This is a genomic window from Mycobacterium sp. DL440 (assembly GCF_011745145.1).
Classification (GTDB): Bacteria; Actinomycetota; Actinomycetes; order Mycobacteriales; family Mycobacteriaceae; genus Mycobacterium.
In genome coordinates this window covers 5,764,332-5,778,849 of sequence record NZ_CP050191.1, presented here as the reverse complement: position 1 = coordinate 5,778,849, position 14,518 = coordinate 5,764,332, and the positions used below count along the sequence as shown (strand labels likewise).

Here is a 14,518-nt window from a genome sequence, read left to right as displayed (position 1 = left end):
AGCATCGGGTTTGACTGGTTTGCATGGGGGATTCACAACTGGACGTAGGAATTGACCGGCGCAAGTTTTTGACCGCGGCGCTGGTCGCGTCCGCCGCCGCCACGGCAGGCGCGGCGTGCGCAACGCCTGCAACCGACACTGCTCCCCCTGCCGCAGTGCTCACCGGACCAGTCGAGCCGCATTACGCTTCACTTCTCGACACCGCAGCAGCGCTCAAGTCTGGTCAAATCTCCCCGGTCGAACTGACCCACGCACTGCTGGACAGGATCAACCACCTACAGCCAAGTCTGCATGCCTATGCCACCGTGACCGAGCAACTCGCCGTCGAGCAGGCCAAGCAAGCCGAGCGCGAGATTACCAACGGGAACTACCGGGGCCCGCTGCACGGCGTCCCGATCGCGGTCAAAGATCTGTGCCGCACCAAAGGGATTCCGACGACCGCGGGAATGTCGATCTATGCACAGTACCGCCCCGACTACGACGCCACCGTGGTACGGCGCCTCCACGATGCCGGTGCGATTCTGCTGGGCAAATTAGCGTTGACCGAAGGCGCCTCGGGCGACTATCACCCCACCGTGACACCACCGGTCAACCCGTGGAACCCCGCGCATTGGGCCGGATCATCGTCGAGTGGTTCGGCGGTGGCCACCTCCGCGGGACTGTGTTTTGGCTCCCTGGGCACCGACACCACCGGATCAATCCGATACCCAGCTGCAGCCAACGGCGTGACCGGTCTCAAACCCACCTGGGGCCGAGTCAGCCGCTACGGCGTGTTCCCATTGGCTGAAAGCCTCGACCACGTAGGCCCCATCACGCGATCAGCCGCCGACGCAGGTGCCGTCCTGGCCGTGATCGCCGGACACGACCCCAACGATCCCACTACGCTGACCGCACCCGTGCCGGATTACTTGGCGAATCTCGATCCGCGGCTGGACAATCTGCGAGTAGGGGTTGATCCGGCCTACAACGACACAGGATCCGACCCACAAACCATCGAGATGGTCCGAGCCGCCCGCAGGGCGTTCGAAAGCCTTGGTGCAAACGTCAAGGAAGTCCATGTACCGAACCCAGACCTGCTGATCACCAGCGGGCTAGCATCATGTGCCGCCGAAGCGGCTATCGCCCATGCGGCGACCTATCCGTCCCGACGCAGCGAGTACGGGCCCCTGGCAGGGCTCTTGGACGTCGGCCGCGCCACGACCGGCATGGATGCCATGAAGGCCCAGCAAGCACGACTCGCATTCAGCGGCGGTCTCGCCACATTGTTCAATGACATCGATGTGCTACTGACCCCGTCGCAACCGCCCGACAATCTCACCGTCGAGCGAATCAACGAGCTGTGGGCCACACCGCAAGGCACCGCATTGATGTGGCGATTCACCGAACCGTTCAACATGTCGGGCAATCCCACGATCACGTTGCCCGGCGGATTCACCCACGATGGTCTGCCACTGACGTTCCAGCTCGTCGCCCGCCACCTGGACGAAGCGAGCCTGGTGCGTGCAGGCAACGCCCATCAACACGCCACCGACTGGCACCAGCGTCACCCAACTGGCTGAGACGCTGCGTCAACCTGTCCTTGCAGATTCTGCGCGGTTACTGGTGCCACGATGAACAACATGGACCGCAAATCGCTCGCCGCCGATGTGAACCACGCCTGCCGCCTTCAGGGGCAGTTTCGGCTTCGGTCAGGCCAACCGTCTCATGAGTACTTCGACAAGTACCTGTTCGAGTCAGACCCTCAATTGCTACGACGCGTGTGCGAGGCCATGGTTCCGCTCATTCCCGCCGACACTGACCTGCTCGGCGGCCTGGAGCTCGGCGGTATTCCACTGGCCACCGTCATGAGCCAACTGACCGGCATACCAACGCTATTCGTCCGGAAGGCCGCCAAGACCTATGGCACCTGCAGGCTCGCCGAAGGCGCCGACGTCACCGGAAAAACCATCACCCTCATCGAGGACGTCATCACCACCGGCGGCGCGGTCCGGGACGCGGCCAGTGTCCTCCGCAGCGAACATGGCACCGTCTCGACGGTCATCTGCGCGATCAACAGGAGTGCCGATCCTGACACCGTCCTGCACGACGTTGCACTGACCGTTCGAGCTGTCTTTACGAAAGCCGTCCTCGACACCGCCTGACCGACGGCAATCGACTAACTCCACATCATCACCACAGCGTCGAACTTGCTTCCTTGCTCCTGAACTACCGTCGGACCCACAAGGTGGGTGAGCCAGCCCCCTGCTGCAACGAGACGACGCTGTTGTCAGGCGACCGCGAAGGAGACCGGATCACCGAACCCGGTTGTCAGCGTCCACAATCCGTCGGCAGCGGCGGATACGCTGACACACTGTTCCTGTTGTCATCCAGATGGCACACGCGCCAAGTTGCGCCATTTCAAATGACAATGCGCCATCGAGAATGGCGACCGACATGAGGAGTGTCGTTTCCAGAACTGCGTCGGCAATGACACTCCCCTGACCTGCGGGTAATGCGAGTTCCATTTGATTCTGGCAGCGAATTTTTCCAATCGAGACCGGCAAAGCCGAAACCACACGGTTGTGCAGGTTCACAGCAACGCGGTTGCGCTAACGACGTCGGCCCCAAAGTGCAGGTTAGATGCGCTTTCGCACAGCGGATTCCAACACAGGTTCAAGTGCCTCACAGATCGGACCGCAGGCCGATATAGATCCGTCACCGCCGAAACGCTTGGCCGCAGCCTGGGGAGTGATTCGCAGGACCGCGCCGATGTCAGCCCACCGCGCGGCCCCCCTGCCGGGATCGATCTCATCATCGACCTCGCGGGCCCGCTGCACGAGCCAGCGCACACCAAGGCCGGCCCGGTTGGCCAACCCGATTGCGAGCAGCTGCGCGAAGGTACTGCCCATGTCATCCGCGCCCGGATCCACATCCTCCTCAAGCTCGTCGACCCGGCAGAGTTCACCGTCCACGACGGTCCACCGGACGGTCATACGAGCAAGCGCATCGGTAGCAGCCGGTTCGGAGCTTTGAGCCAGGAGCGCAGCAACACCGGCCCGAATGCCCCGGTAAAGCTCGCGCTCGACGACCTCGGTGGCGGCGTCGATCGCCCGATCAATCACCGCCTGCACCTGCCTGGCGAGCAGATCGCACTGAGATTGCTCGGGGAGCCAGCACGCGGGGTCCGAAGACTGCGCGCGGTCCTCGGCCATGCGTACGCGCAACTCGTGGGCCGCGAGTAGTCCAGCAGCGGCAGTGCCGGAGCTGGAGGGGAGTGCGGTGGGCATAACGGCGACCCTACCAGCTATCGCAACCAAAAGCGCTGAAAAAGATGAACAACGCGCAACTAAAGTCCGCTGCAATAGTTGCGACACAGCCGCCGGCTCACACAACCCTCCGCATCACGCACGACGATCCGACCCCACCGAACAGCCACACATCCCTCGTCGTGTCACACCAAGCCCCTACAGTCCAGCTAGGGGAAACGAGGGAAAGGAATGAGCGCACGGCACAATCTGTGAGTGGACCGCAACCGGGTACAGGAGCTGCACTACATCACGCCGCTGGCCAACCTGGCGTCGATCCTGCAACACGGCATCGTCAGCCACAACCGCGCCGCAGCCCTCTCACACCTGTCGATCGCCAACGAAAGTGTCCAGGACCGACGAGCCGACAAACAGGTGCCCGGCGGCATGCAACTCCACGACTACGTCAACCTCTACTTCGATGCCCGCAACGCGATGATGTACGACCGCCGAGGAATGCGAGAGACCATGGTTGTGTTGCGAGTGGCGCATAGCGTGCTCGAAACCCCGGGGGTTGTGATCGCCGACGGCAACGCCGCATCGTCAGGCACGAAGTTCGGAGCATCGCCGGCAGGACTGGCCAGCCTCGATCCCGAACGTGTCTACGCACACTCCTGGGACCACCCAGACCCCTGGATCAAACGTGAGCGCAAACGCCAACGCAGCGCCGAAGTACTCGTGCCGCACAGGGTCGGCCCCGAACACATCACCGGCTGCTACGTGCACACCGCCGACGGTATCGGCCGATGCAATAAGGTCAGCGCAGAATTAGCAGTGGAGGTGAACGGATATGTCTTCTTCGGATGACCGTTCCAACGTCCGCCTGGTGACCGGCAACGTCCTGGACTCACCCGCACAAACCATCGTCAACACCGTCAACTGCGTCGGAGTGATGGGCAAAGGCGTCGCCCTCGCATTCAAAAAGCGCTACCCCGACATGTTCAAGGACTACGTCGCCCGCTGCGACCGCAAAGAAGTGCAACTCGGCCGCCCCTACCCATACAAAGCCGACGACCACCTCATCATCAACTTCCCGACCAAAGGCCACTGGCGCGCCGTGAGCCGCCTGCAAGACATCGTCGAAGGCCTCCAATACCTGCAGGCCCACTACAAAGAATGGGGCGTCACCTCCCTCGCGGTCCCGCCACTCGGATGCGGCAACGGCCAGCTCGAATGGAAAGTCGTCGGCCCCACGCTGATGCGCTATCTGCAGCAGCTCGACATCCCCGTCGATCTCTACGTCCCCCACGGCGAATCACCCGACGTCGAGCAGCTCGCCCTCGACCTCGACCACCCCGCCGCCGACCCCGCCGACCCAGACGTACCTGACCGCTACGTGCCCCCCGAATGGGTCGCCGTCGTCGCGATCCTCGACCGCCTCCAGCGCCAAGAACACCACTGGCCAGTCGGGCGCATCATGTTCCAAAAGCTCGTCTACTTCGCCTCCCAAACCGGCATCCCAACCGGCCTGGACTTCCAAAAAGACAGCTACGGCCCCTTCGCGCCGACCCTCAAACGCCACCTCGCCAGGCTGCAAAACAACGGACTCGCCATCGAACAGCAAGCCGGCAACATGTTCATCGTCCGCGTCGGCCCCACCTACCGCGACGCCGTCACCAGCTACCGCGACCGCATGGAGCAATGGCGCGCCGCCGTCGATCGCACTGTCGACCTGATGGCACGCATGAACACCAAAACCGCCGAAGTCGCCGCCACCGTCCACTTCACCGCCGCCGCCCTGGCCGACGAATACGGCCGCCGACCAACAGCCAGCGAAGTAATCACCTCAGTCGAGCAATGGAAGATCCGCCGAACCCCAAAAGTCGAACGCAGCGACATCGTCGACGCACTCGCGGTCCTGGGCCTACGAGGCTGGCTCGACGTCGAACTCGACGACGAAGCCGCCGAAATGGTCGACGAGCTTGTCGACAGCTGACATTCATCCGGATACGGCAGCTGACGGCGTCAACAGCAACGAAGATCGAGCAGCTCACAACCCGTCTGGCGCCTTGTCCGACGAACTCGACTCTGCTGCAGCGCATCAGGGCTGCCCCTGGTGCGATCGCGGCCACTTGTCGGATTACCACTACCGCACGATGTTCCGAATCCTCAACGAGACCGGCCGCGTCTATGGCGACCGGTCCGGTGTAGCACTAGAGGAGCCTCGACTGGTTGCCCATGTTCTTGAGCAACTCCCTGAGGCCGGGTTTACCGACAGCGACCTGGAAGCTATCCCGCTGCTGACCGACCAGGAGCGCTGTGAGTTGTTCGGGACCGGACAACAGCAATCCAGTACTTTCAGCGCGCCGACACCGCCGCCAGCGGCCGACATCGACGAGTGGTTATCGCCGATCAACCTGCACTTGGACGAGTGGTCCTGCAGCTCAGATACAACCAGATCTATGCAGCACTACGATGGCAGTCCAAACGATCGCCGGTTCAGCCGACATCTCGGCGAAGTCACCGGGCGCAACCGTGCCGAAAATCTCGCTGCGGCATGGCAGATCGCAAAGAGCCTCATGCTAGTGCCGTCGCCCTGAGCGACGATGTTTCCGTCGTCAGCAGTTCTGCTCGCCCGAGGCTTTGTTCTCGCCAAGTGCATGCTCCGCAGCGGCGGCGATTACGTCGAGAGCGTATTGCGGATCAAGCGCCTCCTGCTCGAGTTGCCAGTCAACCCCGTCTGCCTGGTAATGCTCGTTAAGTTGTTGGTAAAGCATGCGTTCGGTCTCGGTGAGTTCGACGGGCACGTCCAGGCTGCCTTTTTGGCTTCGGGTGTTGTGGGCTTGGTCATCGAATCTGTCCAAGGTGTCGGGATCCATGAGCACTGAGGTTGCCTTGATACCGGCACGGCGCAGGGTCGCCAGGATGGACAGTCCCGCTCGGTCGATGTCACCCCAGTACAAGACTCGCGCAGTGTGACACCAGTTGAGGCCCGCTAGTAGCGGCGCGGCGGCGCCGAGGCCGTGGATGATGACGAGACCGTCGATATCTGCGGTGATTGTGTAGCCGAGTTCGTCATTCTCGATAATGAGCAGTACCGGCGGGTCGATCGTCGAATTGTTGAGCGCCCGAATTGAGGCGTGGAACGCCGCTAGCTGTGCGGCGGTCGCACGTAGTTTGGGGCAGCGCAGCGCGATATGTATCGGTGCCTCTTTAGCCTGGATACCGACTTGCCGCAGTAGCCGTTCCAGTGGCGTTCCGTCGTCTGGGCCCGCCTTGGTCAGGCCGATCAATGTGCACAGCAGGGAGGCGTTTTGTTCGATCCACTTGCTGTGCACTCCCGGCACGGCCAGTTGGCGCACCATCATCGCTTGCCCTGGCCCGGCAGCAAGCCGGTTGATCACTTCCAAGGCATGCGCCCAATCCTCCTCCGCGAGCGCAGCAATCTTTGTGGCAGCGCCATCCGGAATTTCAGAGGCTGATCCCCAGATTATGGCCGGATGATCGGCGGCTTGTCTGAATCGCGCGCCGGCAGAGAGGTATTCGTTATGCAACTCGGGGCAGTAGTTCCACGCCGCGTCGATTGGCAGCTCCCACTTGCTGGCAAGTTCTACCGTGTTGAGCTTGTGCGGGGTTGCGCGGCGCACCGGGGTGACCTCACCAGGCATTCCGGCCTCTATGGCTAACCGCCATGTCGCCCACACCTGTTGCGCGGTGACGGTCTCTTCGTTGGTATGCAGCTTTTTTGGCGGACGGAGAGCGATGCATAAGGGCCCCAGGCCCAATCCTCGTGCCCATGCCAACATCTTGCCGCGGCATATCTCGATGACCTCGGCGATGGCGTCCTCGACGGTGAGCATGGGTCTTACGAGGTCGCCCGCGCGGGCACGGCGGCGGCGGTCGGTTCGATGTTTGCGAAGTCTTCGATGGTGAGCACCTTGGTCGACGCCACTGGCCGCGCGCCAGGGCGGTCGTCTTTGGCCACCATGATCACGCTGTCGATGTAGGGCTGGATGGTGGTGCTGTTCTGTACGGTCGCCACAATAACCAATTGAAAACCGAACTTGCGGAGGGCCGAGAGGGCCTGCTGGGCGAACTGCGGGTCGGACTTGGAAAACGCTTCATCGAGCATCAACTGCGAGAACACTGGTCGATTGTCGCCGACTTCGGCGTCGGCCAGGTTGTAGCTCAACGCCCCCGCCAAGCAGAACGCCATCAGTTTCTCTTGTTCCCCACCCGAATTGGCACCCGCGTTGCTGTAGGTGCGGATCGGCGTCCCCGTGATTGCGTCGCTTTCCTCGCAATACAGCACGAACCGGTTGCGCACATCGAGGGCATCGCGGGTCCATTGCCGGGTTTCAGCGGTCTCGGAGGCCAACAGGTTTCGCAGGTCAAGAATGTCCTGATACTGGTCATGAACGGCCTTGCGGTCCTGCGCCGCGACGTCAGAGATCCGCGACGAGATGCCGCGGGCCCGTTCTTTGAGTTCGGCGACCGCTTGAAGCGGTTTGGGGTCAGCGCGCAGCGTCAACCGCGTCCCGCGGTTGAAGTCGACTGCACCCAAACCGATATTGACGCGGGCGATCTGGTCTTCGATGCGGTGCGCCTCCTCCTCGGCCATCTGGTAGAGCCGTAGCACCGCGGTGGGAGCCTGCTCGGTGATCAGGCGCAGCATCCGTTCGTGTGCGCTGGGCAGGTCCCGACTGTCGATCCGCCGGCACAACTCGACGTAGTCGTGCACCCTCTCGTCGAAGTTGTCACCGTTGTTCGGTATGGCCTCGGGAAAGTCCCGGTCGAAGGTGGTCAGGATTCTGCTCAGATCCCTGCGCGAGCGCGCGACGCTTTCCCGCAGCAGCGCCTGCTCTTTTTCGATCTGCCGCCACAGTTCGTGGCGGTAAGGCTCTGGTGTCAGCACATCAAGGGTCAGCGGAACCTGCTGCACGTACGATTCGATGCAAGCACGCGAATGCGCGCCCAGCTCAGCGGGTTTGACATGTTCGAGCACGCGCAACAATGCGGTGCGGCGCTCGTCATGAGCTTCGATTCGGTTGTCCAGAACACCGATGCAACCGTTGCGTGCATTGACCTGCTTGCGGTATTCCTCTGACTGGTCCTGTAGTGCTTGCAGGTCCGGATTCTGCTGCATCAGCGTGGTGAGTTGCACTTCGAGCCGTTGGACTTCCGCGTCGGCGGCATCGGTGTCGATCAGGCTCCAATGCTGGAAGTCGTCGTAGAGCGTGCTCCAGCGGCGCGCCTCGGCGTTCAGTCGCTCGCGGTCGGTGTCCATCGTGGTCATTGCATCGGTGGCATCATCCAGGTCCGTAAGTGCTTGTTGGCGTTCAGCCCGCAGGGCGGCCCGCTTTTCTTCGGGGTCGCCGCGGAAGATGTATTCGGACAGTCGCAGTTCGCGGCGGTCGTCTTTGACTGCGCGGCGTTCGTTTTCTTGGCGCAGTCCTTGGTCGGTGACGGCCCGGCGATGCCGACTGAAATCCTCGGTCCTGTCCACACGAATGTAATCGCCGACTCGCGTTATGAGATTGTTTGCGGTGGTGGAACATTCGTTCCGGGTGTCGGCGAGTTTGAGGCATTCGGCCAGCGATCCAGGATCGGGCGTCCGTGCGAGTGTGTCGGCGCTGACACGCTCGATCTGCAGCAGTCCACCCATGTGGTGAGCGTTGACGAACTGCAGAACCCGGTGGTGAAAGCGGTCGGGGACCAAGAGACACAGTCCGGTGGGCCGCAACACTTTCTCCACTGCTTTACGCCAACGTTCCTGGCCGGGCCGCAGGTCGAGTAATTCACACACATATGGCAGATGCTTGGCCGAGACTCCCAAGTCGGCGGTGATCATCGCCCGCATGCGATCTTCGTCGTGGGGCACTGATGTGGTGGCCCGCTCAGCGGCCACAAGTTCGTCCGACACCGCCGAGAGCCGTTCGCGCGCAAGCGATAACAAGCCTGCAGCCCGGAGATATGGGTCCCGTCCCACCGTCAGTTCATTGTTGATCCTGATTGTCTCGGTCTGGCTATCGGCCCGCATGGTCTCAAAGTCCGCAGCGTTCTCCACCTGAAGCTCGGAATAGCCCAGTTCGTCCAACAGTGTGTCGTAGCGTGCGCGCAAGGCGTCGACTTGTTCGGAATCCTTTTTGGCTCGGGCGATCTCAATTTTGAGAGGCGCTAAGTCCCTGTTTACCTGGTTAATTCGCGCCATGAGTTCGTCGCGCTTGCCGGTGAGCTCATCCTGCTCTGTTATCAGAGTGTCGCGCTCTGCGCCGAGACGGTTGATCTCGTCGGTGAGGCTATCGATTTCCGGGCGGGCCTGCGCCAGGCGCTGGTGGTCGATCCATGCGCGCACCATCTGCGGGTCGACAACGTCGACAGCGGCTAATTGGGCGGCATCGCCGGCATACGTAAGTTGAATCTGTTCGATGTCCCCAAGAGTATTGCGTTGCCGGGTCACGACCGCCAGGGCGTTGCGGGCTTCGACGAGCGGCGTGATCTGACCGAGGGCGTCAGCGACACCGGTCAAGGATTCGGGTTCGTCGAGCATATACTCGCGGACGAATTGTTCCAGTCCACCTACGCTTTTGAGTGATTTCGCTTTGCCGAGTAGCTGCTGGGCGGCGGCTGATCCTTGGATACCGATGATGGCATACAGCTGATCGAGGTATGGGCGTTCGTGTTTGAACGGTTTCCATCCGGCGCCCTCGAAGACCGCTGACGAGTAGTTGCGGGTGGCCCAAGTATTGCACAAGGTGCGGATGTCGGGAGCGTCGTGAATGAGGAACCAGCGGCTCGATGAATCGGTGTCCGTTCCTGCTGCAAGCCATTTGAGGACCAGGCCGGTCACGGTGGACCCGTCTGTGCCGCTGTAGGTGATCGCGATCGCCGACCAGGCGGCGCCCGTCCCGCGCAGGTACATCTGTTTAGCTCTTTCGCCGGGGTTTTTCAGCTCTCCCCACAGCCCTCGCACGTATTTGTCGACGGTGCGCTTTCCCAGGCCAGATCCTGCGGCGGTGGTGTCGCTGGAGGCATTGAAGTTTCGCCGAGCTGAGGACAAAAACGCCAATGAGATCGCATCCAGTAGCGATGACTTGCCAGTTCCTGATTGACCGGTGATCAACGTCCCGTACCTCGTGAACGCCATGGTGTGGTAGTCGTCGAAGACACCCCAGTTGATGATTTGTAGTCGTGACAGCCAAAACTGCTTGCCCACAGCATTATTCGTTGTCATCGAGGTCCTCTTGCTCCTCAACGACCTCAAGCGAGGTCACATCACCGCTGCCGTCGTCACCGTCGCCGCGCAGGAGTTGGTCGTAGGAACGCTGGAGCGCTTCGATCATTTGGGCGGACATGATGGCCAGGACTATGGGGCTGATCGTGTAGCTGTATTCGTCGTTGCGGCTCGGCATGAGCATCTCTGCTTTAGCTAGACGTTTGATGGCCTCGTCGATGCGACCGCCCATCATAGCTTCATCGCGGTCGACGCCGTGGCTGACGTTGGCAAACAGTTCGTGGATATCGTCACGGCTGATCAAGACGTGCTCGTCGTGTGAGGTCCGGGAGATTTTGGCCAGGTGCAGGGCGATGATGGAGGCGTAGGTGCCCAACGGCTCGCGGCGAAGCACCTTGCGGCTGTATGTGGCGGGATTCTCCATCACCGCTGGTTCCAGGTAGGCGACCTCCAGGTCCTCCGCGATCCTCAACCGCAGGTCCAATTCGGAGACCCGTGAGGCAATGACTTTGCGGTGCTCCATCATCCATGCCCACGGTTCGCGATTGGCCTCCTTGGTCAGGTAGCGGCGCGTCAGCAGATTCTGCAGAGCCCAGCATGCTTTGTCGGGCAGCTCACTGCTGTCGTCCTCGAACCGCGGCGCCCGCATGCCCGGCAGCGCAGCCGGTGCCATCAGATCAACCTCGGGGAGATCGTCGAAGCCAAAGCCGTCCATAAGGGTCATGGCTCGATCCCCTCAGCCACCGCAACAGGTTCGGTGAAGACCAGCGGCGGAACCGACACCGCACGGTCGCGGCCATCGATCGACTTGAACCGGACTCGGACTCCGAATACCTCTTCGGTACGGTCCTGCTTTCGGGCCATCGCCCAGAGCACTACGACATCACCTAAGTACGGAGCATCGACCATCCCAATCATCTCCGGAAGGGATACCGGTCCCACAGCTACCGCGGTGTTCACCAGGCGGGCGAGCTCGGCCATATCCACCCTGGTCGCCAAGGCAGCGAACTGACTGACGTCGACCACTGAGGGGGCCTCTACCGCGGCCTTCGGCGGACGCAGATCTTTGATGTCGAACGTCGATGCGCCAATTGACGATACGGCAGAGCGGCCCACCGGCAACTGCACATCAATCGGCGAATCCACCACCGACTTGCGCAGCAATGCGTGTCCACTGAGGATCGCCTCGTTGAGCTGGCGAGCAACGCCGCGCGCCTGCTCGGCAGTACCTGCCGCGAAGAATCGCTTGATCCGCAGCGCACACCGCTGTTCGATGCGCGACACTTCGGCGATCTGCGCCGACACCAACCGGAAGAAATTCGTCATGACCTCGCGCAGACCGATATCAAGCTGCGGCAGATGCTCTACCACCAGCGCGATATCGCCGCGTAGCCGCGCCCGCTTGTCGGGGTCCTGGACCAACCGGGTGAACTCGGCATACGACGCCTTCTCCCGTGACCCAAACAGTTCCCCGTACTCGGAAAACAGCTGATGACTCTGCTCTCGGAACCCCGAATCCGAGTCGTCGGTATCAATTAGCCCCGTAGTGATCTCATTCTGCCGACTGCCATAGCGGACGATATCGGTGATCACCTGCTCCATCTGGAAGGCGATCAACCTTGCCTCATCCTCAAGGTTAACCAGGTCCGGTTCTGGGCGGCTTCCGTCAGCCAGCTCGTCAAGCTGCTCATACAGGTGCACAATCTGTGCCTCAATCTCGTCTTTGACCCGCTGTGGGTCGTCATCGAGTTGTCCCGCTACACGTTTGAGTCCCGCTTCGATCGCCATGATCGACCCGCCGGTGGCCACGGTGTCCTCTCGCCGCAGCCGCCGCAGGAATGCCAGTGCGCTGCGTGCGTCCTCGGTCAGTGAGCACACGTTTTGCGCGCCGGCGCCAGCTCCGTCAGACACCCGGTTGAGCCACCCGTCGCTCGCCCAACTCTTGATCAAATTGAGCGGCGGCATCTCGCCGAGCCCGACACCAGCCATGTCCTGCCCCAGGCGGGCAACCAGCTCCGATTCAGCAACCTTGATGCTGTGGTCGAGGTGACGCTCCATCAACGTGACGTACGGAGCCAAGTTCTTCGCCGCTAGCAGCCGCACAGCACGCGACCGCTGGAGCTCCTCGTTCTGAGTAAACAGTTCGTCTAACGTCGCATTCACCAGCGGGCCCCTCCTCAGCCATCTGCTTCCCAACATCATGGCGGCGAGGTCTGACACAAATGCCAGATCGAAACAAATCGCGCCCCTGTTCGACGGTCAATTCTTCGCAGATTGCGCCTGGCAACGGGGAAGGTCGCTGTCATCGACCCGGTTGCTCCGCAGACTCGGGGGCCTCGCTAGATCAGTCGGTACCGGTGTCGTTCTCGAACGGAATCATCGGGATCAAGTAGACCCCGATCCATCCGGCCGCCAAATCGCTGACGGCTGGGCCTGGGCGAGAGGACAAAGCTGTGAAAAGTGCCGAGGTCGATTTCGTCACTCGATGAATCGGGCCGTAGCTTGCCCGACCGCAGGTAGCCGGTCCCGTGCCAGCTCAAGTTGCGTCCTTTGCTGGTGAACATGAACGCCGATAACTCCCGAATATATCGCGCCGATAATCACGCCTTCGTCGGACTGCGACGTGCAGGAGGTGCGTACCCACGCCCCAGAGTCAGGCAATAGACCCTTCTCAGAATCGACTGGTGCAGTCGATTCGCCGAGTTAACTTCGGCCGCTAGGCATGTCGGCCTGCAAGGCCTCCGCGGAGAGCACGCAAGGCGCAAGGTGGTTGCTATTTTGGCAGCGCAGGACGTGTGTCCCTGGTGCGGGACCACAGCATGGCCGCAGTTCCGCCATAGTCCGACTTGCGCTCGAGGACATCCTCAATTCGCGATGTAGTTAGTCGAATCACGCGCACCGAGATCGCTGCACAACACGACCTCGGCAAGTGTCACCGCGACCGTTTCCACACTCAGCGACAGCAGCGATCGATCAACGATCTGGGTCCCCATTGGGAATAGACGCCTGCACCGGAACGTTTCACGATATATATAGACATACTATATATTGCAAGGACTGGTGCGACATGTCCAGAATCGGCGTCAAAGTCTCTGCAGCGATCGGTGGAATTGCTGCTATTGCTGTGAGTGTGCTTGGGACCGCGAGTCCTCAACAAGATCACCGTGCCTCGCTCCTCGGCTCCGGGCCGTCGTCTCCGATGCAGACCGGAGCAACGATGACGGCCACCACTCCACCGCCGGAACCCGAGATTCCCATGGCTGTTCCTGGCATCAAAGGACCGGCTCCGCTGCCCCCGGAGGAGCAAGGTCTACCGGGATAAACCGCGGAGTGAGCCACCGGCTCCACAACCTTTCGATGCACTAGACAACAGCCAGCGGCTGGTATCGAGCTTCTACAGGTTCACGGGAGTACAGCGGCGAAGTGGTCAGGGGCCCAGGGGAATGCATGCAGACGAGCTTCCAGTTGGCCGAGCCGGCAATCGTTGAAACGGCGCTCGGCGCTGTAACCGGTGACACTCTGACATAAGAGTTTGTCGTGATATGCGCCCACCAAAGCGCAGCTCATGGCTAGGTATCTGTGCGTCACTCAGGAATGCCCGCACTACGTCCGACGGGTCGGACGTGTGAGTGCTCGTACCACAGTCATCCGTGATAGGGAGGGGCGATTCACGCACTGGCATTCGGTGGTGGGTGCCGACACCCTGAGCTGAGCGACGAGCACGCGCAGTGCATCCTCACTCGCGCTGCCCTCGTACCCTCGCAGCCATTCCTGCAGACCGACGACAACTCCCTCCGGCAGCTCGGCCTTGTGAGCCGCAAGGCGCGGCAGAACCGTTCGAATGGCAGTGTCCAGCTCCCCGGCACCGATGTGTGCGCACAACCACGCGCGTGTATCGGGGCGAACATATTGTGTCGCTGAGTCCACCAAATCCCATGCCAGCGAAAGCTCCTGCGACCGGTTCACGAGAAAGTCCGCTTCGTATGAAGCGCCGCAGGGCGACTGTCGGCTGACGAATCGCGTGTCGACGGTGGCCGGCAAGGGGGCGCTGACCGACCGA

Annotated in this window: 11 protein-coding genes; 5 read left to right on the top strand and 6 right to left on the bottom strand. The window is 61.6% G+C overall.

Annotation, left to right across the window (positions count from 1 at the left end; translation table 11 throughout):
- Positions 1-23: 23 nt before the first annotated feature.
- Both HBE63_RS28095 and HBE63_RS28090 read left to right on the top strand, forming a co-directional pair.
- Entirely contained in the window at positions 24-1,559 is a 1,536-nt protein-coding gene (locus HBE63_RS28095; protein ID WP_166908157.1) for an amidase, read from the top strand.
- Between the two features lie 51 nt (positions 1,560-1,610).
- Entirely contained in the window at positions 1,611-2,141 is a 531-nt protein-coding gene (locus HBE63_RS28090) for an orotate phosphoribosyltransferase (protein WP_243858343.1), read from the top strand.
- 150 nt (positions 2,142-2,291) lie between these two features.
- Here HBE63_RS28090 and HBE63_RS28085 read toward each other — a convergent pair whose 3' ends face one another.
- Both HBE63_RS28085 and HBE63_RS28080 read right to left on the bottom strand, forming a co-directional pair.
- A complete protein-coding gene (locus HBE63_RS28085) occupies positions 2,292-2,573 on the bottom strand; it encodes a hypothetical protein (protein WP_166908156.1) in 282 nt (93 codons plus the stop codon).
- 42 nt (positions 2,574-2,615) lie between these two features.
- Positions 2,616-3,266, bottom strand: a complete 651-nt coding sequence (locus HBE63_RS28080; protein ID WP_166908154.1) for a hypothetical protein — start codon at positions 3,264-3,266, stop codon at positions 2,616-2,618.
- Positions 3,267-3,500: 234 nt separating this feature from the next.
- Here HBE63_RS28080 and HBE63_RS28075 point away from each other — a divergent pair, with 234 nt between their 5' ends.
- Genes HBE63_RS28075 through HBE63_RS28065 form a run of 3 tightly spaced genes read left to right on the top strand, consistent with a single transcriptional unit; the run spans position 3,501 to position 5,824 of the window.
- Positions 3,501-4,091 (top strand): DUF4433 domain-containing protein, encoded by a 591-nt coding sequence (locus tag HBE63_RS28075; protein WP_166908152.1) that lies wholly within the window; start codon positions 3,501-3,503, stop codon positions 4,089-4,091.
- A 19-nt stretch (positions 4,092-4,110) separates the two neighbouring features.
- The gene (locus tag HBE63_RS28070) at positions 4,111-5,220 is read left to right on the top strand and encodes a macro domain-containing protein (RefSeq protein WP_166908150.1); all 1,110 of its coding nucleotides are present in this window, start codon (positions 4,111-4,113) and stop codon (positions 5,218-5,220) included.
- Entirely contained in the window at positions 5,207-5,824 is a 618-nt protein-coding gene (locus HBE63_RS28065; protein ID WP_166908148.1) for a hypothetical protein, read from the top strand. Before HBE63_RS28070 ends, HBE63_RS28065 begins: the two co-directional genes overlap by 14 nt.
- 18 nt (positions 5,825-5,842) lie before the next feature.
- Here the strand turns inward: HBE63_RS28065 and HBE63_RS28060 are convergent, their stop codons facing one another.
- From HBE63_RS28060 to HBE63_RS28045, 4 genes are read right to left on the bottom strand one after another with little or no spacing between them, the layout of a single operon-like run.
- Complete coding sequence (locus HBE63_RS28060; RefSeq protein ID WP_166908146.1) at positions 5,843-7,084, bottom strand: Wadjet anti-phage system protein JetD domain-containing protein; 1,242 nt, start codon at positions 7,082-7,084, stop codon at positions 5,843-5,845.
- Between the two features lie 5 nt (positions 7,085-7,089).
- Positions 7,090-10,458 carry an ATP-binding protein gene (locus tag HBE63_RS28055; RefSeq protein WP_166908144.1) on the bottom strand — a complete coding sequence of 1,123 codons (3,369 nt, stop codon included), beginning with the start codon at positions 10,456-10,458 and terminating at the stop codon, positions 7,090-7,092.
- On the bottom strand, positions 10,445-11,182 hold the full coding sequence (locus HBE63_RS28050; RefSeq protein WP_166908142.1) for a DUF4194 domain-containing protein: 738 nt from the start codon (positions 11,180-11,182) through the stop codon (positions 10,445-10,447). Before HBE63_RS28050 ends, HBE63_RS28055 begins: the two co-directional genes overlap by 14 nt.
- A complete protein-coding gene (locus tag HBE63_RS28045; protein ID WP_371815062.1) occupies positions 11,179-12,657 on the bottom strand; it encodes a DUF3375 family protein in 1,479 nt (492 codons plus the stop codon). The genes HBE63_RS28050 and HBE63_RS28045 overlap by 4 nt, the downstream gene beginning before the upstream one ends.
- Positions 12,658-14,518 lie beyond the last annotated feature (1,861 nt).